Raw genomic sequence first — 20,922 nt, 5'->3', positions numbered from 1 at the left:
TCCTCAGACGGTCAGGGCCATATAGAACTGAGTGCCCTGCCCTGGCCTGGAATAAACGCCCATGCGTCCACCATGAAGCTGGACGATTTCCTTGCACAGCGCCAGACCGAGGCCGGCGCCGCCCTTCTTGCGCCCGACCTGGACGAAGGGCTCGAAGATGCGTCCTTGCTGGCCGTAGGCAATGCCCTCGCCATTATCTTCGACGCTGATGATCACCCGCTCGCCGTGGCGCCGGGCCTGCAGGCGGATCTGGCCGTCGCCGTTGGTGTGGCGCATCGCGTTGTCGATCAGGTTGTCCAGGACCCGGTCCAGTTGCGCGGCATCGGCGTGCAGGCGCGGCAAGGGGCCCTGGATCTCCACGAGCAGCTCGATGCCCTTCTCTTGCGCCTGCCTGGCAAAGCGCATCCTGGCCGTTTCCAGCAGGTCTTCGATGGAGCAAGGCGCCAGGGTGAGCTTTTGCAGGCCATTCTGATAGCGAGAAAAATTCAGCAGGTCGTTGATGAGCTGCATCAGCCGCTGCATTTCTTCGTTGACGGTGTTGAGCAGGTCCGCCTCGCGTGAATCTTCGGGAAAGTGCATGCGTTCCTGCAGTAGCCCGAACGCCATGTGCATGCCTGTCACCGGTGTGCGCAACTCGTGGGATGCACGCAAGACAAACTCGCTGCGTACCCGTTCGAAGGCGCGTTGTTCAGTGACGTCGTGCAGAATCATCACTGCGCCGAGAATCTGGCCCTGGGTATGGATGACGGGCGTGAGGCTGTAAGTCAGCACCCGGGACTCTCCATCCACTTCGATGCTCAAGTCGTCCGGTGCGCGCTCCTGGCTGCCACCGCGCAGTACCAGTTGCAGCTCTTCATCCAGCTCGACGCGTCCAAGGGCCTCGCCCAAGCCCTGGCCCAGGCGCTCCTCGTCCCAGCCCAGTTGACGCTGGGCCACCGGGTTGAGGTGTTCCAGGCGGCCCTGGCGGTCGATCATCAGCAAGCCGTCGTCGATGCTGTCGAGGACGGCTTGCAGGCGCTGCTGGCCGGCGAGCAGTTCGTCGACATTGGTGGCCTGATGCTCCCGTAATGCCTGGGCCATGATGCCGAAGCGACGCGTCAGCAGGTTCAGTTCAGCCGCCGAGGAAACCGGCAATGTCACTTCGAAATTGCCTTGGCCGATATCATCCGCCGCCGCGGCCAGGGCCTCGATCGGCGCACCGAAACGTCGGGCGATGCCGTGGGCGGTAATGAAACCGATGATCAGCACAGCCAATCCCACCAACCCCAGCAGGCCGGAAATCAGCAACGCGCGGGCGCGGGCGCGGTCCTGGGTTTCGCTGATCTTGTTCAGGGCATGGCGGTAGCCTTCGATCAACCCTCCGCGCAGCACGTTGAATTTTTGCGTCAGGTCCTGGATGCCAGTCAGTTGTGTCGGTTGCCGACGAGAGGCCTCGAAGGCCTCGAGGAAACTGACGTAGTCGGCTTTCGCGCGACTGAAGCTGGTGGTCGATTCAGCCAGTTGCTCCTCATGGGCAATGCCTTCATCCAACAACTCGAAATACTGCCGTTTGGATTGTTCCAGCACTGTCAGGTCGGGCTTTTCCTCCAGCATGATCATTAATTGATCACCCAGTGTCTGGCGCAGCTTGAGGCCCAGGTCCAGCAGGAAGAAGTTGTCACGCACCGATTGTTCCTGGGTATTGGCCATCTGCATGACGCTGACCAGGCCGAGCAGCAGCCCCAGCAACGCCACGGTAATCAGTGCCGAGATACTGAGAAACAGCCGTGTGCGCAGCTTCATCGCCAGTTTCATAAGATGGCGCTCATAAGTTGTATTGCTTGCGTTTGCGATACAACGTGGAGGCGTCGATACCCAGGGTCTTTGCCGCCTGGTCCAGCGTGTCGGCGGTGGCCAGCACTGCGCCTATGTGGGCTTTCTCCAACTCGTCGAGGCTCAGCGCCGCGCCGATCCGCGGGGCGTTGTTGACCGGTTGTTCGGCCATGCCCAAATGGCTGATCTCGACTTTTTCCTGTGGGCAGATGATGCTGGCGCGCTCGACCACGTTGCGCAGTTCCCGGATGTTGCCGGGCCAGCGATAGCCCAGCAGCGCTTCGCGGGCCTCATCGCTGAAACCCCGGGCCGGGCGTGCGTATTCCTTGACGAAGCGCGCCAGGAAGCGATCGGCAAGGGTCAGGATATCTTCGGCCCGCTCGCGCAATGGCGGCAGGTGCAGGGTAATCACGTTCAGGCGATACAGCAGGTCCTCGCGGAAACGCCCGTCGCGCACCATGTCCTCGAGGTTGAGGTTGGTCGCCGCGAGAATCCGCACATCGGCACGGCGAGTGACCGGGTCACCCACTCGCTCGTATTCCTTGTCCTGAATGAAGCGCAACAACTTGGGCTGCAGTGTGAGGGGAAAGTCGCCGATCTCGTCGAGAAACAGCGTGCCGCCATCGGCCTGGTTGACGCGCCCAAGGGTGCTTTCGCTGGCGCCGGTAAATGCGCCACGGCTGTGGCCGAACAGTTCGCTCTCCATCAGCTCGGTGGTCAGCGATGGGCAGTTGATGGTGACGCAGGATTTTTTCGCGCGTTTGCTCCAGCCATGAATGGCCCGCGCCAACTCGCCTTTACCCGTGCCGGACTCGCCAAGAATAAGGATGTTGGCGTCAGTGCTGGCGACCTGGCGGGCGGTTTCCAGCACCACTTTCATTGCCGGGCTGTGGGAGTCGAGTCCGTCCTTGGGCTTGCGCACCTCGCCTTCGAGGGCTTCGAGCCGGGCGGACAGCTGGCGCACTTCCAACTGCTTGGCCGTTGCCAGGCGCAGTTGGTCAGGGCTGCACGGCTTGACCAGATAATCAGCGGCGCCGGCCTGAATCGCGTCGACGGCGGTGTCCACCGCGGAATGCGCGGTAACGATGACGACGCGCATCCATGGCGCCTGGATGCGCATCTGCGCCAACACATCGAGGCCATTGTCCTCACCCAGGCGCAGATCCAGAAAACACAGGTCGAACACCTGGCGCTGCAGCAGGGCTTCGGCCTGGGCTGCGCTGTTGGCGGTAGCGACGGTATAGCCTTCGTCTTCCAGGCAATAACGGAAGGTACGCAGGATGGCGGACTCATCGTCTACCAGCAGAATGCGGCCTTGATGCTCAGTGGCGGATTCCATTTTTCCTACGCTCCTTAAAGAATGATGATGATTAGTGTCAGAAAAATCGGGCAAGTTGCATGGTCGATTCTGACTGAATATTACCCATCGAGCGTACGTCTGTGGACCATCGGTTCACAACAAACTGATTTTAAACCGGTTTTTCCCCGCCTCCGGGCTTCATACGTTTCGGCTCGCTCATTCCGACATCTATTTCCGACTTTCAATTCAAAAAGAATCTTACGCCTCTTCTGTGGGTAGTCGTGCAGAACGCACGACACTTGGCTGGGCCATCGTGCAGGATGCGCCCCGGCTAGTTTTTATTCTGTTCATAACCAATTGATTTTAAAGGTTTTAATGTGCGCTTTATTTCTGGCACGGCGGCTGCAATGTCCTAGTCAACGTGGCGTTTGAGCGCCTCAACCAGATCACCGCTAGGGTGGGGAGGAATTCCAGGATGAATCGTCAATGTGCCGCCCAATTTCGCATCAGCCCCCTGCATATCCAGCAGGGCCTGTGGGCTGTCGTCGCCCTGTTGATTACTCTCGTGGCCGGTCAGCAATTAATGCTCTGGCACGAAAGCCAACAGCCGGAAGCGCCGCTGGTATCGGTTCAACGAGCTCCCCAGACCCATTTCACTTCCGTCAGCAACCTCGCCGATGCAGCCGCTTCGATGCGCATGATGGAAGTTGACCAGGCGCAGACCGCCAACGAGATGCCCCGTGAAGAACGCTGGGTCTTCTGACCCGCCGAACCGGCTGTCCGTTGTGTCGGAACCATTACCGCCAGACCCTAACTAAATAGAAAAGTGTAAGGAGAATCATCATGTTGAGCTGGGCAATTACCTTCCTGATCATTGCCATCATTGCTGCAGTACTGGGCTTCGGTGGTATCGCGGGCACCGCCACGGGCATCGCCAAGATTCTCTTTGTCGTGTTCCTGGTCATGTTCATCGCTTCGTTCTTCTTTGGCCGTCGCGGCCGAGGCTGACCATGAATCGGTCATTAAAAGGACTGGCCGCCGCCCTGCTTCTGGGCGGCAGCGCCATGGCAATGGCTGCCAATGATGGACAGATGCGGGCCAACCAAGTGCTTCAGGCGGATCCGCAGTATCGTGAGACCTGGCAGCAAGTGGTCAAAAAGGAGGAGCGTCTGCCGGAGTGGGTCATGAACCTGACCGGTGCTTCCGAGCAGATGACCGCGGTCGAGGAAGACGGCGATAAATATCTGGTCGGACCCTTGTGCGAAACCCAGGATACCTGCCGCAGCAAGCGCCTGTTCGTTGCCTTCAGCTTCGACAAGGACGAGGCCTATGCGTTGTTGGTAGAGGTCCCCGCTGGACTGCCGGCCGACAAGTCGCCAACCCGCCATGCGGACTATCGCTTTCTCGGCAACCCCGACGAAGGTATGCAGGAAATGTTGATGGAACAGCTCAAGAAAGATCCGAATTGGTACTGACTTGAAAACAAGGAAGACAGCCATGTCTTTCTTTCTGCGAGGCCCGAGGAGGGCCGTCGCATGACCAGGGGGCTGGGACGTTCTGACCATTGAAGGTCGGAGTGACCTACGGGCACAAGGGGTGCCTGCGAAAGGGCCGGGTCAGGTAAAAAGCTGCGACGCAAGTTCGCAAAGCCATCTTGGCTTTAGCGAACTTGCGAAGAGCTTTAGCCGCTGAGCCTTGTGCCAGAGCGGTTGCTTCCTTGCCGCGAGAGTCCTCGCATGTGTCGCGGCGTATTGCCTCGCCAAATTCCTTTTCCCACTGATACCTGACCGTATATCGGAGAGCGCCCATGGCGTTTTCATGATCAACGCAGGCTCGATGCGCTGTCCTTTCATCGCCCTTTCGCGCAAGCCAGGTTGAGCCCGGCTACGCTGAAATGGCCGGGCTACGGCAGTTATACCCGCATAAATGGCGTCTTCGAACCGGCTGGGACGTGCGTTTCACTCGCGTAATCTCATGCCGATTCGGCATAGGGTAGGCGTTTACGGCATTAGACGATCCCCCCTTGCATCGCAATAGTTGCGCCTTTTTTCGCCTGCCAGTGAGCCGCCGTGGCCGCTCGGCGCAACCTTATACGGGGGCAGAGGACACGAATTGCGATCGTCTACGCTGATCGGTTCATGTCACTGCCCGAGTCAAACTGAAGTAAGGGTAATGATATGAAGAAGGCACGACTAAGCCTCGCCTGGCAGATCCTCATCGGTCTGGTGCTCGGGATTGCAATCGGTGCGCTGCTCAACCACTTCAGTGCCGAGAAGGCCTGGTGGATCAGCAACGTGCTGCAACCGGCGGGCGATATCTTTATCCGTCTGATCAAGATGATCGTGATACCGATCGTGATCTCTTCGCTGATCGTCGGTATTGCTGGCGTGGGTGACGCCAAGAAACTGGGGCGCATCGGCTTCAAGACGATTGTCTACTTCGAAATCGTCACTACCATTGCCATCGTCGTTGGCCTGTTGCTGGCCAACTTCTTCCAGCCGGGCAGCGGCATCGACATGAGCACCCTGGGCACGGTGGATATTTCCAAGTACCAGGCCACCGCCGCCGAAGTCCAGCATGAACATGCGTTCATCGAGACCATCCTCAACCTGATTCCGTCGAACATCTTCGCGGCGGTTGCCCGCGGCGAGATGCTGCCAATCATTTTCTTCTCCGTCCTGTTCGGCCTCGGTTTGTCGAGCTTGCAAGCGGATCTGCGGGACCCGCTGGTGAAGATGTTCCAAGGCGTGTCGGAGAGCATGTTCAAGGTCACTCACATGATCATGAATTACGCCCCGATCGGCGTGTTCGCGCTGATCGCGGTGACGGTCGCCAACTTCGGTTTCGCCTCCCTGCTGCCATTGGCGAAACTGGTGATCCTGGTTTACGTCGCCATCGCCTTCTTCGCTTTTGTGGTGCTGGGCCTGATTGCGCGCTTGTTCGGTTTTTCGGTGATCAAGCTGATGCGCATCTTCAAGGATGAGCTGGTGCTGGCTTATTCCACCGCCAGTTCCGAAACCGTGCTGCCGCGCGTTATCGAGAAGATGGAAGCGTACGGCGCGCCGAAAGCCATCTGCAGCTTCGTGGTTCCTACCGGTTACTCGTTCAACCTCGATGGCTCGACGTTGTACCAGAGCATCGCGGCGATTTTCATCGCGCAGTTGTATGGCATCGACCTGTCGATCAGCCAGCAGTTGCTGCTGGTGCTGACCCTGATGGTCACCTCCAAAGGCATCGCCGGCGTGCCGGGCGTCTCCTTCGTGGTTCTGCTGGCGACACTGGGCAGCGTGGGTATTCCGCTGGAAGGCCTGGCGTTCATTGCCGGCGTCGACCGCATCATGGACATGGCCCGTACCGCGCTGAACGTTATCGGCAACGCCTTGGCCGTGCTGGTCATTTCCCGCTGGGAAGGCATGTACGACGATGCCAAGGGCCAGCGCTACTGGAACTCCCTGCCGCACTGGCGCAGCAAGGAGCCGCTGCCGTCGGGGGAAACTTCCAGCCGTTGAGAAGGCCTTCGCGAGCAGGCTCGCTCCCACAGGTGGTTGGGGTTTTTGCAGATATCCCAGCCAGCACAGGTCCAATGTGGGAGCGAGCCTGCTCGCGAAGATCGCGGTACTTGATGATGCCAACCAGACCCCGGAGAGATCCGGGGTTTGTCGTTTCTGCCGGCCCCGCTATCATTCGCCGCATCTTCCGGGGGACTTACCGATGCTCAATGGCCTGTGGCTTGGCTTCTTTATCGTGGCAGCCGTGTCGGCGCTGGTGCAGTGGCTGGTCGGCGGCAACGCCGGTATTTTCGCAGCCATGGTGGAAAGCATTTTCGCCATGGCCAAGCTGTCGGTGGAGGTGATGGTCCTGCTGTTCGGCACTTTGACGCTGTGGCTGGGCTTCCTGCGCATCGCGGAAAAAGCCGGCATAGTCGATTGGCTGGCCAAGGCCCTCGGCCCGCTGTTCCTGCGCTTGATGCCGGAAGTCCCGGCTGGCCATCCGGCCATCGGCCTGATCACCCTCAACTTCGCGGCCAACGGCCTGGGGCTGGACAACGCGGCCACCCCGATCGGCTTGAAGGCCATGCGCGCCCTGCAAGACCTCAACCCGAGCCCGACCATCGCCAGCAACGCGCAGATCCTGTTCCTGGTGCTCAACGCATCGTCACTGACACTGCTGCCGGTAACGATTTTCATGTACCGCGCCCAGCAAGGCGCGCCGGACCCGACCCTGGTGTTCCTGCCGATCCTGCTCGCCACCAGCGCCTCGACCCTGGTGGGGCTGTTGTCCGTGGCGTTCATGCAACGGCTGCGCTTGTGGGATCCGGTGGTACTGGCCTATCTGATCCCGGGCGCGCTGGTGCTGGGTGGTTTCATGGCGTTGCTGGCGACGCTCTCGGCCACGGCGCTGGCGGGGCTCTCATCGATTCTCGGCAACTTGACGCTGTTTAGCCTGATCATCCTGTTTCTGGTGGTGGGTGCGCTGCGCAAGGTCAAAGTGTATGAGGCCTTTGTCGAAGGCGCCAAAGAGGGATTCGACGTCGCCAAGACGCTGCTGCCGTATCTGGTGGCGATGCTCTGCGCTGTCGGTGTGCTGCGCGCTTCGGGGGCGCTGGATTTCGGCCTGGACGGTATCCGCCATCTGGTGCAGTGGGCCGGTCTGGACACGCGTTTCGTCGACGCCTTGCCCACCGCCATGGTCAAGCCGTTCTCCGGCAGCGCCGCCCGGGCGATGCTGATTGAAACCATGAAGACCTCCGGGGTGGACAGCTTCCCGGCCCTCGTGGCGGCGACCATCCAGGGCAGCACCGAAACCACGTTCTACGTGCTGGCGGTGTATTTCGGCGCCGTGGGCATCCAGCGAGCCCGCCACGCGGTGGGTTGCGCCCTGCTGGCCGAGCTGGCCGGGGTGATAGCGGCCATCGGAGTCTGCTACTGGTTCTTTGGCTGATCTGTAGGATTGAGCCTGCTCGCGATAAGGTCCGCAGGACCTTCAGTCCTTCACCTCGAACCTCAACACACCAATCATCTGGCCATTTTCGGTGAGTATCCGCACTTGCCATTTTCCCGTCGGGTTGTCCGGGAAGTTCTGCTTGTGGGTCCAGGCGCGATAGCCTTCCTTGCGTCCGCCATGGATGTCCAGAGCGATGCGGTCCACCTCTTTGCCGTTGAACTGCCAGACGTGGTAGATCCGCTCATCGAGCCCGCGCGGTGCGTTGATGGCGGTGTAGGCGTACAGGCCGTTACCACGGATCTGGGCCGCGCTGACTTCCTTGAGGCTGGCGCCTGGCGTGCGGTCTTCCAGCTGGGTACTGATTGCCACTTCGGTCATCCAGAGCGTGGCCGGTGGAACCCAGGAGCGCAGCACCCAGCCGGCGGCGCCGATGCCCAGGGTGATGCACAGAATCGCCAACGCGTTGCGCACGGTGCGGATCGGGAAGATCGAGGCCAGGCTCGGGAACGACAGCAGCATGGCGATGCCCAGTGCCAGCTTGAAACTCTGGTCAGTGGTCAGGTGCAGGATCACCGGCAGCGCAGTGAGCAGCGCTGCGAACAGCGTCAGCGTGTGCAACGCCAGGAACGCCCACCGCCGGGGCGCCAGCCATTTGTAGTACAGCGGGTCGATGATCGAGACCAGCGCCGACGCCGCCAGCAGGCCGGTAAAGAGCAGCTGGCTGCTGTTCCAGGTTGTCGTGATGAAGAAAAACGGCAAGACGAAGAACAGGCTTTCCTGGTGGATCATCTGCGTGGCGTAACGCAGCAGCGGCTGGGGTATCTCCCGTTTGAAGATCCGCGTGAACAGCCGCGTCAGGCTGTTCTCCAGCATCAGCCAGAGCCAGCTCACCAGCATCATGATGGCGATCCAGGTCGCCAGGCCTTGCTGGCGATCCACCAGCATGAAACTGCCGACCCCGGAAATGAAACCGCCGAGGGCGATGACCCCCGGATAGCGCTTCATCAGTTCGAGGATGCGCTGGATTAAATGAGTCAGGTTCGGCATCGGCGGTTTCACAGTAAGTCTTGGGAAATATCTCTGACAGAGTATCGCCAGGACGGTGACATGGCGAGGATCGCGACGCCTGCCGCGGTGATCTTTCGTGGCGAGGGAGCTTGCTCCCGCTGGCCTGCGTAGCGGGCCCGGCATTTTCCCCCGGTAAACCGCATCGCCCGGTTTGCGGCTGCTGCGCCCGAGACGTCGGACCGGCCGAGCGGGAGCAAGCTCCCTCGCCACGGGATTTGTGTTGTCTCATCGCGGGCAAGCTTGCTCACACGAGGCATATCAGTCTGGCTGCGGTCGCGCCCTGCGACGCCATCGCCAGCCAATACCCACCAGCAGCAACACCACCAACCCAGCCAACACCCAAACGAGTTCGTCATCACCAAGCAACGGCTTCTCGATCCGCAGGTAACCCGGGTCCTTGAGAAGCTCGCGCAGGGCCTGGTTGGCCTGCTCCAGGCTGACGGCCTGCAAGCGGGCGGCCGGGTTGGCGAAGCGGCCATCCTCATAATCGCCCAGGGCGCCCCAGTAATAATCGGCCAGCGCGCTGTTGCCTTGCACGGCCCAGGACTGATGGGCGATAGCGGCGCGTTTGATCCGCACGAAGCTCTCGGGGTCCAGGCCGTCCTTGAGCAGCGTACCGCGCAACTGCTCCAGCACCTGCTCGGCTTTCGGCAGGTCTTCACGCGCCAGGTCGGCGTTCAGGCTGAGAAAACCGACACCGCCAAAGACTTCCCGCTCCACCCAGGGGCCGTAGGACAGACCGTTGGCCAGGCGCAACTGGCGATAAAGCGCCCAGTCCAGATAGTCCTTGAGCAGGTCGAAGGTTTCGTCGTGCTGCTGTTCCAACACCGGCTCCGGGAACAGCCAATGAAGCTTGGCACCGTCGCCCGCCAGGCCGCGAATGAGGTTGCGTTTGGTGACCGCGCTGTAGCGGATCTGCGGCAGCGGCTCGTGGACGCTGGGCTCGACCGGTTCGAGCTCGCCGAAACTGCGTTCCAGGTAGGCCGGCAATAACCGGTCGAGATCGCCGACGACGATCAGCGTCATGTTGTTGGAGGCATACCAGGCCTTGCGCACCTGCTCGACCCGGGCCAGGGTAAGGTGACCGACCTCGGCCCGTTCCGCGCACCGCAAGCCCAGTTCCACGGCCAATTGGTTGCTGGCTTTATGGCCCAGGTCCTGTCGGTCGAGCCAGCGTTGCAGATGGGTGTAGTCGTCCTCGCGCTCGACCACCCGTTTGGCCGCCTCCAGGGCTTTTTCGTCGATGCGGGTGCGGGTCAGCAATGCCAGCAACAGGTCCAGGACCTTGCGCTGATTGCGCGCCGGCGCCTCGATGACAAACGTCGTATCGGCATTGCTGGTAAAGGCATTCCACTCGCCGCCCAACGCCTGCATGCGTTCTTCCAGGCCACCTTCGCCGCTGTCGTCGACCCCACTGAACAGAAGATGTTCGAGCAGATGCGGCAGCTCCTTGTCGGCGCAGCTGAAATCGTCCAGCCCTACGCCGACCACCAGCCGAATCGCCACGTGCCCGCGTTCGGTGCCGGGTTTGAGCAACAATTGCAGGCCGTTGGGCAACGTATAGCCTTCGACCTGAAAGCGATCCTGGGCAATGGCGGGGAGTGAGCCGAACAAAAGCAAGGCGAGCAGCAGACAACGCATAACGGGCTTCCTGGCGGCTGAGTGAAGATCCATGGTGCCGGGTCAGCCTTCATCGCGAGCAGGCTCGCTCACACTTCGCGGAGTTGTCTGGCTGGCGATGGGCTTGGGCCCCGGTCCCTTTTAATGACTGACCAGGACGCCAGTCGTTCACGGCGAATGGGTGATGTCGGAAATTTCATCGACGGCCAGGGCGCCGATCTCCGAGGTTTCCAGCACCACATAGGCGCTGCCGCAGAACAGCGAATTCAGGCGCCGCATGTCAGCGATCAGCTCAAGGTGCAGGGAACTGGTCTCCAGGCTCTGCACGACCTTGCGTTGCAGACGGCTGACATGGGCATGGGCCATCCGCCGTTCCTGCGCGCGAAAGCGACGTTTCTCACGCAGCAACTGCCGTGCGCTTTCCCGATCGGCACTCAGGAACACCGTCAACCCCAGCCGCAGGTTGGCCAGCAGATGACTGTGCAGCCCCGCCAGTTCTTCCAGGCCCACATCGGAAAACGACCGGCGTTGCGAGGTCTTCTGCTGCTGGACCTTGCGCAGCATGCGTTCGATGAGGTCGCTGGCCAGCTTGAGATTGATCGCCAGCTCGATGATTTCCGCCCAGCGGCGGCTGTCCTGTTCGCTGAGGTCTTCGCGGGGCATTTGCGCCATATACAGCTTGATGGCGCTGCACAGTGCTTCGACATCGTCGCTCATGGCGCGCACTTGCTGAGTGATCGCTGTCTGCTCGCCGCGCAGTACGCCGAGCATGGCTTCGAGCATGTTTTCGATCAGGTCGCCGATGCGCAAGGTTTCCCGGGCCGCGTTCGCCAGGGCCAGGCTCGGGGTCGCGAGGGCGGTGGGGTCGAGGTGCCGGGGCTTGGCCGTGCCGTTGGTGTCCGGGCGCTCCGGCAGCAGCCAGGCGCAGAGCCGGCCCATCGGCCCGACGCTGGGCAGCAATACCAGGCAACGCACGGTGTTATAGAGCAGGTGAAAACCGATGACGGTTTCCTGGTGGCTGAAATCCAGGCTGTCCAGCCAGCCCACCAGCGGATCGAGTACCGGAATGATCAGCAACAGGCCAATCAGCTTGTACAACAGGCTGCCGAGTGCCACCTGGCGTCCGGCGGCGTTCTGCATGCTGGTGCTGAGAAACGCCAGGATGCCGCTGCCGATGTTGGCGCCGATCACCAGGCCGATAGCCACTGGCAAGCTGATCACCGCCGCGCCGGCCAGTGTCGCGGTCAGCAGCACGGCGGCGAGGCTGGAATAGGAAATCATGGCGAACAGCGCGCCGACCAGCGCATCGAGCAGGATATCGCCGGTCAGTGAGGCGAAAATCACCTTCACGCCCTGGGCCTGGGTGATGGGCGCAGCGGCTTCGACGATCAGTTGCAGGGCCAGGATGATCAGGCCCAGGCCGATGGCGACCCGGCCCATCTGCCCGACGCGCGTCTGTTTGCGCGACAGGAAAAAAATCACCCCGAGAAATATCAGCAACGGTGACAGCCACGACAGGTCGAGGGTCAGCACCCGTGCCATCAGCGCGGTGCCGACGTCGGCGCCAAGCATGGTCGCCAGGGCGGGCGTCAGCGACATCAGGCCCTGGCCGACAAAAGAGGTGACGAGCATGGCCGTGGCGTTGCTGCTCTGGACCATGGCGGTGACCATGATCCCGGCGATGAAAGCCAACCAGCGCCGGGACATGTTCTGGCTGATGACGTGACGCAGATTCGAGCCATAGACCCGCAGAATGCCGGTACGGACGATGTGCGTGCCCCAGATCAGCAAGGCCACGGCGGAGAGCAGATTCAGCAGGGTCAGCATGAGGAGCCCCCTGTTAGCGTTCCAAAGGAACAAATTGACGATGCCACATCGTTCTACTGGTACTTAAGCTGTAGTTGGCGAATGGTTCGGACGCCAGCATTGCATAGCTGAAGAGGGCTTTGAAACAAAACTGTCATAAAAACTGCTTCATCTGGAACACCCCGAACCCCTGTGGGAGCGAGCCTGCTCGCGAAGGCAGCAGCCCATCCCATATCGCTGCTGCAGGCAGACCGCTTTCGCGAGCAGGCTCGCTCCCACAGTTGAGTTTCTGCAGACATGAAAAAAGGGGCTCCCAAGAGCCCCTTCGTTCATTGCCCTGCATCTTTACTGACCCGGAACATCCTTGCGCAGTTTCACCGGATCCTGCTGCTTGCGCTTGCGTGCCATCGCGGTACGCATCTTGATATTGATCGCTTCCACCGCCAGCGAGAACGCCATGGCGAAGTAGACATAGCCTTTAGGCACATGCACATCGAACGATTCGGCGATCAGTACGGTACCGACCACCAGCAGGAACGACAGCGCCAGCATTTTCAGCGACGGGTGCTTGTCGATGAACGTGCTGATGGTGCCCGAAGCCAGCATCATCACCAGTACGGCGACGATGATCGCGGCAACCATGACCGGTACATGGGAGACCATGCCGACCGCGGTGATGACCGAGTCCAGGGAGAACACGATGTCGATGATCGCGATCTGGATGATGGTGTAGATGAAGTTGCCGCCCTTGACCGAAGGCTCGTCGCTGTTTTCCTCTTCGCCTTCCAGCGCGTGGTACATCTCCTGAGAGCTTTTCCACAGCAGGAACAGGCCACCGAAGAACAGGATCAGGTCGCGGCCGGAGATGCCCTGGCCGAACACTTCGAACAGATCGGCGGTCAGGCGCATCACCCAGGTGATGGACAGCAACAACAGGATCCGCGTGATCATCGCCAGCGCCAGGCCGAAGATCCGGGTGCGTGCCTGCATGTGCTTGGGCATGCGGCTGACCAGGATCGAGATCATGATGATGTTATCGATACCCAGGACGATTTCGAGGGCGGTCAGGGTAAAGAAGGCAACCCATATTTCCGGGTTGGTCAGCCATTCCATGTGAGTTCCTTTGAGCGAGTGTTAGGCCGCGCCGCGCCTTCGGTTAACCGACAGGGGCGACGCGGCGGGCGTTGCTTTTATAGAGTGCTGAACAGCGGAAAAATCCCCATCAGCAAGGCGGCGAACATTATGCACAGGCAAACCAGTACTGCCCACTTCAAGGTGAAGCGTTGGTGATCGCCGAATTCGATCCCGGCCAGGGCCACCAGCAGGTAAGTCGACGGAACCAGCGGGCTCAGCAGGTGAACGGGCTGGCCGACGATCGAGGCACGGGCCATTTCGACGCCAGTGATGCCGTAATGGCTGGCTGCTTCGGCCAAAACTGGTAACACCCCGTAATAAAATGCATCGTTCGACATGAAGAAAGTGAACGGCATGCTCACCAGTGCAGTGATGACCGCGAGGTAAGGACCGAGGAAGTCCGGGATCACTGCCAGCAGGCTCTTGGACATGGCATCGACCATGCCGGTGCCCGACAGGATGCCAGTGAAGATACCCGCCGCGAAGATCAGCCCGACCACCGCCAACACGCTGCCGGCGTGAGCCGCGACGCGGTCTTTCTGTTGTTGCAGGCATGGATAGTTGACGATCATCGCGATACTGAACGCCACCATGAACAGCACCGGCAGCGGCAACAGGCCGGCAATCAGCGTGCACATCAGGGCCAGGGTCAGTGCGCCGTTGAACCAGATCAGTTTCGGACGGCGGGCGTCCGGAAATTGCGAGACGCTGATTTCGCTGTGGTCCATGTCGTCACCGGCCAGGTGCAGCTCACCCAGGCGCGCACGCTCGCGTTTGCCGTACATGTAGGCAATCGCCAGGATCGCCACGACGCCGGCCAGCATCGCCGGGATCATCGGGACGAAGATGTCGGACGGATCCACATGCAGCGCACTGGCCGCCCGAGCGGTTGGCCCGCCCCAAGGGGTCATGTTCATCACGCCGCCGGCGAGGATAATCAGGCCCGCCATGATCTGTGGGCTCATGCCGATACGGCTGTAGAGCGGCAGCATGGCGGCTACGCAGATCATATAAGTGGTCGCGCCGTCACCATCGAGGGAAACGACGAGCGCCAGAACGGCGGTGCCGACCGAAACTTTCAGGGGGTCGCCCTTGACCATCTTGAGGATCTTGCGCACGGCCGGGTCGAACAGGCCGGAGTCGATCATCAGGGCGAAATAAAGAATCGCAAACATCAGCATCACCCCGGTCGGGGCAAGCTTGGTGATGCCTTCGAGCATCATCGGGCCGATCTTCGGCGCAAAGCCACCGAACAGCGCGAACAGGATCGGAATAATGATCAGCGCGATCAGCGCGGACAGGCGCTTGGTCATGATCAGGAACATGAACGTGATGACCATGGCGAAGCCAAGGAAAGTCAGCATGGGAAATACTCCAGGCGTGGCGCGGCGGGCAAAGGCGAACCGGAACGGTCAGCGCAGGATGCAGGGCTCGGGACGGACGGATGGAGGGGATGCAACGGGACGGGTAGCAGCGGACATCAGAATCACCATTGTTGTTGTTAAAAAGGCCGCACGAGCATTCGAAAGCTCGTTTCTGGCCACCGGTCTTTTGCCGGTAGGTGAGGCGATCCTAATCGCGCAAGCTTTCAGCAGCCTTTCGCTGTAGCAATGGATGATGACCAGCCTGCTTTCGCTGCAGTAATTGCTGATGACCGATCTGCTTTCGTGGCGAGGGAGCTTGCTCCCGCTCGGTCGCGCAGCGGCCGAAAGATCCTGGGGGCCGCTGCGCCCGAAGCGTCGGACCGGCCCAGCGGGAGCAAGCTCCCTCGCCACAAAAGGCAATCAGGTCCTTGATTCAAACGCCGAAAGATTCAACGGCCGTACCGCGCCCATCCAGATCGCATGATCGGTGTGATCGGCCAGATCATCACCAGTGTCCGGGTGCAGGAATATCACCAGCCCGTTGCGATTGAGCGCCAGCCACGGCAGGACCACGCCGATGTACTGCGGATCGAATGCCAGCTGGCAGCTCCAGTCCGGGTGCGGGCCGACCGGCCGTTGGTGCACCCGGCCCATCTTCAGCGGGAACAGCTGCGCCGCTTGCTCACACAAGGCCCGCGCCTGATCGATGGTGCCGGCGTCGAAATAAACATGGGCGTGATAGCCCTTGATCCGTTGCATCTGTCACTCCTCGAAAGACCAGCCGAACCCTCGCGGTTAACCACGGGTCAGAGCCTTTACACGCGGGAAAAAAGGAATACCAGCCATGAGAAACGCCGAAACCCCGGTCATCAAAGTGGTGCTCTATGGTGCCATGAGCAGCCTCGGAAGTGCGTTGATGGCTGAGCTGTTGCGACGCCAGCACGAAGTCATCGCCATCCTCGATGATCTTACGGCCTTGGCGCCACGCCCGGGCCTGCGGACCAAGACCGGCGACCTCTTCGACCCCGAACGGGTCAAGCAGAGCGTTGCCGGCGCCACTGCCGTGGTGTGCTTGTTGAACGCGCCGGGGCTGCCAATGAACAGCGAGCAAGTGGAGCGCACACTCATTCCCGGCCCGGTGGAGCAGGTCCTGGCCGTGGATGCGCTGATTGCAGGCATGCAGGCGGTCAATATTCCCCGGCTGTTCCTGGTGGGCGATTTCGCTGCCCTCGATGAGCAGGAAGCCGAAGATGACTTGCAACGCCATGCCGCCGAGGAAATCCTCGACGCCCTGAAAAACAGCGCCTTGCAATGGACCCTGGTCAACGCGCCCTACGCCGCGCCGGGCTTGAGCATCGAGCATTTCAGCCAGGTCAGCACCAGCCTGGAGTCCGGAATGGCCGAGTCCCTGGAGCGCCTCAATCGGGTGGCGGTGGGCATTGTCGATGAACTGCGCTCGAACCTGCATGTGGGCGAGCATGTGAGTTTCGTGGCGGCTGACTGATCGGCCGTCGCGGTCGGCGACTGTGGCTTGAGGCTGGCCTCGACACATTCTGTTCGTATTTGCGGAAACGTCCTGCGCCGCGCCCTACATCGTGCCCAACCCCTTCGGAATAGCCTGTTCGAACGGCTAGAAGGGAGCGGCACGTATGGCAAACCATGGCTACATGACCATTACCGGCGAGGTTCAAGGACTGATTTCAGCGGGATGTTCAACCCAGGACTCCATCGGCAATAGATGCCAGGCAGCTCATGCCGACGAAATCATGGTGCTTTCCTACAGCCATAACATGGCGAACATCGGAAACATGAATAAAGCCACGCATCGTCCGATCATCATCAGCAAGAACGTCGATAAATCCTCACCCCTTATTGCCCAGGCGCTCTCCAGCCGAGAGGCGATACGTTGCTTCATCAGCTTTTACCGAACCTCCTCGTTTGGTTTATTGGAGAAGTTCTACACCATCGAAGTCAGGGGAGGGGTCATCGCTGACCTCACCCTGGATATGCCCCATGTGATCCTTCATAGCGACGCCGAGCCACAAGAGCATGTCGCCATTCGCTACCGCGACATCATCTGGACCCATCACCTGGCGGGAACCAGCGGCTACAGCTCATGGCAGTCCGAGGAATGAAACAGTCGGAAGAAAGTTGCCAGCCCAGTAGTTGCGACTATTGGACAGTCAGCCAGGCCGCCGCGAACCTGAGCAACCAGGCGTGCACATTGGCGGCCCGGCACATCAGCAATGGGACGCTGCGTATCCAGTTCAATCGCGAGGTGGCTTATTACGCCAGAGGCATCGTCAACGATGTCGCGCAGGGCCGCAAAAGTCCTGAGCAAGGGTTGCAGGCCATCAAGGACGAACAGGGCAGCCTGCTGGAGCAGTCCTGGGAAATTGCCAAGAAAGGCGCCGGCGCTATCGCGGGCGCCATGCAAATCGCGACGGGTGGCGGTATCTGCTACGTCTCGGCCGGAACGCTCTGCCTGGTGGCGGGGGTTCCGATAATGGCCCATGGGGCGAATAACGTTTATGAGAATGGGCGCAATCTTTGGGAGGGGCGATCCGACACTGAGGGGCCGGTACGGCAGGGGTACCACGCTGTTTCCAAGACGTTTGGAGGAGGGGATAGAGGGGGAAATATCGCGTACGGGATGGTGGATTTGACGATGTCGGTGTATGGCCTTGGAAGAATGGTGGTAAAGAAAGATACGTGGCGTTTGTTTAGATATGTAGATGCCGATCGCATTCGAGCATACAAAACAATGGGCAAGGACGCGCTTATTTTGGAGGGCGCGAGTAATACCATGACAATACGCTCCATTTATCTTGAGTCTGAGGCGACGGATGAATAGTCTAGTTGTTTCCGTCTTGTATATATCGTTCTCATTTATCTCCTTTTCTTTGCTGTATTTTTTATCACGGTATTTCTCTGGTAATAAGTTCAGATGGCGATGGTTTATTGTATGCACTATCTCAACCATTCTTGTCGCGTCAGTACATATGAGCACCGTCGAGTATGGATACGAGATCATGATTCCGGCGTTAAAGCCTATTCTCAAGGGAAATGATGTGGTTGGCTGGACCGCTTTCATCAGCATGTTTCTTCAAACATGCTGCGTTCCGACGCAATACGAGCCGAGGAGGTGGTTTGGACAAAAACAATAGCACTTGAATTCGGAGGCAAAAAATAATCGCCCCACTATATTGAGTGTGTCCCTAACATTTATGTCTTGACCTATTTACTTCCGTACGCATCAATACCTCTCTCTAAAACTGTAAGAACTCAGCCAGCTCCCTCAAACCGCAATCGAAGGCAGCGGCAGCCCTGTAAGCGACTCCGCACTATTGGCCTGTTCTTCCATCAGCCAATCCACGAACAGTTTGATCAGCACACCCCGGCGCTTGCGCTGGGGCAAGACCACGTAATACCCCAACCGGGAAAGCACCGTTTCGGCGATCGGGCGACATAGCAGTCCTTGCGCCAGCAAGTTATCCACAAGGTGACGCCAACCGATGGCGACGCCTTGGCCGCCAATCGCCGCCTGGATAAGCAGGGTGTAGTTGTCGAAGCGCAGTTGGCCCGGCGCCGGTGGCGAGGTGATGCCCAGCTCGCGAAATACGCCGCTCCAGTCGAACCAGGCGCTGCTGTTGCCGCCGCGCAAATGCAGTAGCGGGAATTCCGCGAGGGCGTGAGCGGGCAGGGGTTGGGGGCGGTCCTTGAGCAGGAGAGGGCTGCATACAGGAAAGACTTCTTCGCTGAAAAGCCAACGACTTTCGCCCTGTTTGAAGCGACCGTCGCCGAAGAGCACCGCAACATCGATATCAGTGCGCAGCATGTTGTGGTTGCGCTCGCTGGTTACCAGGCTCACATCTACCTGCGGATTTGCCGCGTGGAACCGATGCAGTCGCGGCATCAGCCAATAGGCGGCGAAAGCGAAATCCGTCGCGACCTGCAGCACTTCATGCTGGTGCTGGGCCGTGATCGCGTTGAGCCCCGCATCGATGCTCTGCAAGCCGGCCTGGACCTGCTCGAACAGGATCGCGCCGGCCTCGGTCAGTTCGATGCCGCGATAGATGCGATCAAACAGGCGCGTACCGAGCTGCTCTTCCAGCCGTTTGATCTGTTGGCTAATGGCGGGTTGGGTCGTGCCCAGTTCGATCGCTGCCGCAGTAAAACTTTGCTGGCGAGCCGCTGATTCGAAGGCGCGGAACAGATCCAGGGACAGGTCACCCAAGGCGTCATACATAAGCTCAGCTTATCCTAGTCATTATCTTGCATGGGCTTTACCCCAACCAGCATGGGCTACATGCTCGTTCGCAGCAATATCGCATAACCGTTCACTATGGAATGCCGCGAATACATGAAGCGCAAGAACATTCTTTTCATCATGGCCGATCAGATGGCCGCGCCAATGTTGCCGATCTACGGTCCGTCGCCCATCAAGCTGCCCAATCTGTCACGCCTGGCCGACCAGGGCGTGGTATTCGATGCCGCGTACTGCAACAGCCCGCTCTGTGCGCCGTCACGCTTTACGCTGGTGAGCGGTCAGTTGCCGAGCAAGATCGGCGCCTATGACAACGCGGCGGATTTTCCGGCGGACGTTCCGACTTATGCCCATTACCTTCGCCGTCTCGGCTATCGCACGGCGTTGTCCGGCAAGATGCATTTTTGCGGGCCGGACCAATTGCACGGTTACGAAGAGCGCCTGACCAGCGACATTTATCCAGCGGACTACGGCTGGGCCGTGAACTGGGACGAGCCGGATGTGCGGCCGAGCTGGTATCACAACATGTCGTCGGTGTTGCAGGCCGGACCGTGCGTGCGCACCAATCAGCTGGATTTTGATGAAGAGGTGGTGTTCAAGGCCCAGCAGTACCTGTTCGACCACATCCGCGAGGACGGCGACCAGCCGTTTTGCCTCACCGTATCCATGACCCATCCACACGATCCGTACACGATTCCCAAGGCATTCTGGGATCTGTATGACGACAAGGACATCCCGCTGCCCTACACCCCGGACCAGACAGAGCTTGATCCACATTCCCAACGCCTGTTGAAAGTCTACGATCTGTGGGGCAAGCCGCTGCCTGTGGATAAGATCCGTGATGCTCGCCGCGCCTACTTCGGCGCGTGCAGCTACATCGACAGCAATGTCGGCAAGTTGCTGCAGACGTTGGAAGACACCGGGTTGCTCGACGACACCATCATCGTGTTCTCTGGCGATCATGGAGACATGCTTGGCGAAAAAGGCCTCTGGTACAAAATGCACTGGTTTGAAATGTCCGCCCGCGTGCCGCTGCTGATTAGCGCCCCAGGCCAGTTTGCCAGCGGCCGCGTCAGCGCGGCGGTGTCCACTGCTGACCTGCTGCCGACCCTGGTCGAACTGGCCGGTGGCACGCTGGAACCAGGCTTGCCGCTGGATGGACGCTCGCTGGTTCCGCATCTGCAAGGGCAGGGTGGGCACGATGAAGTCTTCGGTGAATACATGGCCGAAGGCACCGTCAGCCCGTTGATGATGATCCGTCGCGGCCCGTGGAAATTCATCTACAGCGAAGATGACCCGTGCCTGTTGTTCGACCTGCGTGATGATCCTCAGGAGGTGGCGGATCTCAGTCAGTCGCCTGAGCATCAGGCGCTGTTCAACGATTTTCTCGCCGAAGCGCGGGCCAAATGGGATATTCCAGCCATTCACCAACAGGTGCTCGCCAGCCAGCGACGCCGTCGTTTCGTTGCCCAGGCGTTGACCCTGGGCAAACTCAAGAGCTGGGATCACCAGCCGCTGGTCGATGCCAGCCAGCAATACATGCGCAACCACATCGACCTCGACGATCTGGAGCGCAAGGCCCGTTATCCACAACCCTGCCAATAGAC

At 60.0% G+C, this 20,922-nt stretch carries 18 protein-coding genes; 9 read left to right on the top strand and 9 right to left on the bottom strand.

Annotated elements, in window-relative coordinates; translation table 11 throughout:
- Positions 1-3: 3 nt before the first annotated feature.
- Positions 4-1,794, bottom strand: a complete 1,791-nt coding sequence (locus tag J3P97_RS27295; protein ID WP_434673161.1) for an ATP-binding protein — start codon at positions 1,792-1,794, stop codon at positions 4-6.
- 10 nt (positions 1,795-1,804) lie between these two features.
- The gene (algB, locus tag J3P97_RS27290) at positions 1,805-3,151 is read right to left on the bottom strand and encodes a sigma-54-dependent response regulator transcription factor AlgB (protein ID WP_434570760.1); all 1,347 of its coding nucleotides are present in this window, start codon (positions 3,149-3,151) and stop codon (positions 1,805-1,807) included.
- 436 nt (positions 3,152-3,587) lie between these two features.
- Here algB and J3P97_RS27285 point away from each other — a divergent pair, with 436 nt between their 5' ends.
- From J3P97_RS27285 to J3P97_RS27265, 5 genes are all read left to right on the top strand, one after another.
- Positions 3,588-3,875: a hypothetical protein gene (locus J3P97_RS27285; protein ID WP_434673160.1), complete on the top strand. Its 288-nt coding sequence runs from the start codon at positions 3,588-3,590 to the stop codon at positions 3,873-3,875.
- A gap of 80 nt (positions 3,876-3,955) precedes the next feature.
- Positions 3,956-4,120, top strand: a complete 165-nt coding sequence (locus tag J3P97_RS27280; RefSeq protein WP_003177151.1) for a DUF1328 domain-containing protein — start codon at positions 3,956-3,958, stop codon at positions 4,118-4,120.
- 2 nt (positions 4,121-4,122) lie between these two features.
- Complete coding sequence (locus J3P97_RS27275; protein ID WP_434673159.1) at positions 4,123-4,587, top strand: inhibitor of vertebrate lysozyme family protein; 465 nt, start codon at positions 4,123-4,125, stop codon at positions 4,585-4,587.
- A 702-nt stretch (positions 4,588-5,289) separates the two neighbouring features.
- Positions 5,290-6,621 (top strand): glutamate/aspartate:proton symporter GltP, encoded by a 1,332-nt coding sequence (gene gltP, locus J3P97_RS27270; protein ID WP_434673158.1) that lies wholly within the window; start codon positions 5,290-5,292, stop codon positions 6,619-6,621.
- A 202-nt stretch (positions 6,622-6,823) separates the two neighbouring features.
- Positions 6,824-8,053 (top strand): nucleoside recognition domain-containing protein, encoded by a 1,230-nt coding sequence (locus J3P97_RS27265; RefSeq protein WP_305497786.1) that lies wholly within the window; start codon positions 6,824-6,826, stop codon positions 8,051-8,053.
- A 42-nt stretch (positions 8,054-8,095) separates the two neighbouring features.
- Here the strand turns inward: J3P97_RS27265 and J3P97_RS27260 are convergent, their stop codons facing one another.
- The 6 genes from J3P97_RS27260 to J3P97_RS27235 form a co-directional block, all read right to left on the bottom strand.
- Positions 8,096-9,103, bottom strand: a complete 1,008-nt coding sequence (locus J3P97_RS27260) for a DUF5924 family protein (protein ID WP_305497787.1) — start codon at positions 9,101-9,103, stop codon at positions 8,096-8,098.
- 279 nt (positions 9,104-9,382) lie between these two features.
- Positions 9,383-10,765, bottom strand: a complete 1,383-nt coding sequence (locus tag J3P97_RS27255; RefSeq protein WP_434673157.1) for a M16 family metallopeptidase — start codon at positions 10,763-10,765, stop codon at positions 9,383-9,385.
- A 147-nt stretch (positions 10,766-10,912) separates the two neighbouring features.
- Positions 10,913-12,571 carry a Na/Pi cotransporter family protein gene (locus J3P97_RS27250; protein WP_434570770.1) on the bottom strand — a complete coding sequence of 553 codons (1,659 nt, stop codon included), beginning with the start codon at positions 12,569-12,571 and terminating at the stop codon, positions 10,913-10,915.
- Between the two features lie 324 nt (positions 12,572-12,895).
- The gene (locus J3P97_RS27245) at positions 12,896-13,663 is read right to left on the bottom strand and encodes a TerC family protein (RefSeq protein ID WP_305497790.1); all 768 of its coding nucleotides are present in this window, start codon (positions 13,661-13,663) and stop codon (positions 12,896-12,898) included.
- A 77-nt stretch (positions 13,664-13,740) separates the two neighbouring features.
- Positions 13,741-15,048 carry a CitMHS family transporter gene (locus J3P97_RS27240; protein ID WP_305497791.1) on the bottom strand — a complete coding sequence of 436 codons (1,308 nt, stop codon included), beginning with the start codon at positions 15,046-15,048 and terminating at the stop codon, positions 13,741-13,743.
- Between the two features lie 420 nt (positions 15,049-15,468).
- Positions 15,469-15,807: a DOPA 4,5-dioxygenase family protein gene (locus J3P97_RS27235; protein WP_434602319.1), complete on the bottom strand. Its 339-nt coding sequence runs from the start codon at positions 15,805-15,807 to the stop codon at positions 15,469-15,471.
- An 85-nt stretch (positions 15,808-15,892) separates the two neighbouring features.
- Here J3P97_RS27235 and J3P97_RS27230 point away from each other — a divergent pair, with 85 nt between their 5' ends.
- The 3 genes from J3P97_RS27230 (at position 15,893) to J3P97_RS27220 (ending at position 17,902) form a co-directional block, all read left to right on the top strand.
- Complete coding sequence (locus tag J3P97_RS27230; RefSeq protein ID WP_434602318.1) at positions 15,893-16,552, top strand: NAD(P)-dependent oxidoreductase; 660 nt, start codon at positions 15,893-15,895, stop codon at positions 16,550-16,552.
- A 145-nt stretch (positions 16,553-16,697) separates the two neighbouring features.
- Positions 16,698-17,183, top strand: coding sequence for an Hcp family type VI secretion system effector (locus J3P97_RS27225; RefSeq protein WP_434673156.1), 486 nt, complete (start codon positions 16,698-16,700; stop codon positions 17,181-17,183).
- Entirely contained in the window at positions 17,180-17,902 is a 723-nt protein-coding gene (locus J3P97_RS27220; RefSeq protein WP_434673155.1) for a DUF4225 domain-containing protein, read from the top strand. Before J3P97_RS27225 ends, J3P97_RS27220 begins: the two co-directional genes overlap by 4 nt.
- Before the next feature lie 444 nt (positions 17,903-18,346).
- On the opposite strand, the gene J3P97_RS27215 is transcribed toward J3P97_RS27220, so the two are convergent.
- Entirely contained in the window at positions 18,347-19,297 is a 951-nt protein-coding gene (locus tag J3P97_RS27215; RefSeq protein ID WP_434570780.1) for a choline sulfate utilization transcriptional regulator, read from the bottom strand.
- 114 nt (positions 19,298-19,411) lie between these two features.
- Here J3P97_RS27215 and betC point away from each other — a divergent pair, with 114 nt between their 5' ends.
- Positions 19,412-20,920 carry a choline-sulfatase gene (betC, locus tag J3P97_RS27210; protein ID WP_434673154.1) on the top strand — a complete coding sequence of 503 codons (1,509 nt, stop codon included), beginning with the start codon at positions 19,412-19,414 and terminating at the stop codon, positions 20,918-20,920.
- Positions 20,921-20,922 lie beyond the last annotated feature (2 nt).

Source organism: Pseudomonas sp. R1-15 (assembly GCF_051132085.1).
Taxonomy (GTDB): Bacteria; Pseudomonadota; Gammaproteobacteria; order Pseudomonadales; family Pseudomonadaceae; genus Aquipseudomonas.
The sequence above is the reverse complement of the archived record's forward strand: the minus strand, read 5'-3'. Positions and strand labels throughout refer to the sequence as shown.

What these genes read in the sequence shown, in the direction of transcription:
- J3P97_RS27295 (WP_434673161.1), bottom strand. Translation starts at nt 1,794, where the DNA reads ATGAAACTGGCGATGAAGCTGCGCACACGGCTGTTTCTCAGTATCTCG.
- algB (WP_434570760.1), bottom strand. Translation starts at nt 3,151, where the DNA reads ATGGAATCCGCCACTGAGCATCAAGGCCGCATTCTGCTGGTAGACGAT.
- J3P97_RS27285 (WP_434673160.1), top strand. Translation starts at nt 3,588, where the DNA reads ATGAATCGTCAATGTGCCGCCCAATTTCGCATCAGCCCCCTGCATATC.
- J3P97_RS27280 (WP_003177151.1), top strand. Translation starts at nt 3,956, where the DNA reads ATGTTGAGCTGGGCAATTACCTTCCTGATCATTGCCATCATTGCTGCA.
- J3P97_RS27275 (WP_434673159.1), top strand. Translation starts at nt 4,123, where the DNA reads ATGAATCGGTCATTAAAAGGACTGGCCGCCGCCCTGCTTCTGGGCGGC.
- gltP (WP_434673158.1), top strand. Translation starts at nt 5,290, where the DNA reads ATGAAGAAGGCACGACTAAGCCTCGCCTGGCAGATCCTCATCGGTCTG.
- J3P97_RS27265 (WP_305497786.1), top strand. Translation starts at nt 6,824, where the DNA reads ATGCTCAATGGCCTGTGGCTTGGCTTCTTTATCGTGGCAGCCGTGTCG.
- J3P97_RS27260 (WP_305497787.1), bottom strand. Translation starts at nt 9,103, where the DNA reads ATGCCGAACCTGACTCATTTAATCCAGCGCATCCTCGAACTGATGAAG.
- J3P97_RS27255 (WP_434673157.1), bottom strand. Translation starts at nt 10,765, where the DNA reads ATGCGTTGTCTGCTGCTCGCCTTGCTTTTGTTCGGCTCACTCCCCGCC.
- J3P97_RS27250 (WP_434570770.1), bottom strand. Translation starts at nt 12,571, where the DNA reads ATGCTGACCCTGCTGAATCTGCTCTCCGCCGTGGCCTTGCTGATCTGG.
- J3P97_RS27245 (WP_305497790.1), bottom strand. Translation starts at nt 13,663, where the DNA reads ATGGAATGGCTGACCAACCCGGAAATATGGGTTGCCTTCTTTACCCTG.
- J3P97_RS27240 (WP_305497791.1), bottom strand. Translation starts at nt 15,048, where the DNA reads ATGCTGACTTTCCTTGGCTTCGCCATGGTCATCACGTTCATGTTCCTG.
- J3P97_RS27235 (WP_434602319.1), bottom strand. Translation starts at nt 15,807, where the DNA reads ATGCAACGGATCAAGGGCTATCACGCCCATGTTTATTTCGACGCCGGC.
- J3P97_RS27230 (WP_434602318.1), top strand. Translation starts at nt 15,893, where the DNA reads ATGAGAAACGCCGAAACCCCGGTCATCAAAGTGGTGCTCTATGGTGCC.
- J3P97_RS27225 (WP_434673156.1), top strand. Translation starts at nt 16,698, where the DNA reads ATGGCAAACCATGGCTACATGACCATTACCGGCGAGGTTCAAGGACTG.
- J3P97_RS27220 (WP_434673155.1), top strand. Translation starts at nt 17,180, where the DNA reads ATGAAACAGTCGGAAGAAAGTTGCCAGCCCAGTAGTTGCGACTATTGG.
- J3P97_RS27215 (WP_434570780.1), bottom strand. Translation starts at nt 19,297, where the DNA reads ATGTATGACGCCTTGGGTGACCTGTCCCTGGATCTGTTCCGCGCCTTC.
- betC (WP_434673154.1), top strand. Translation starts at nt 19,412, where the DNA reads ATGAAGCGCAAGAACATTCTTTTCATCATGGCCGATCAGATGGCCGCG.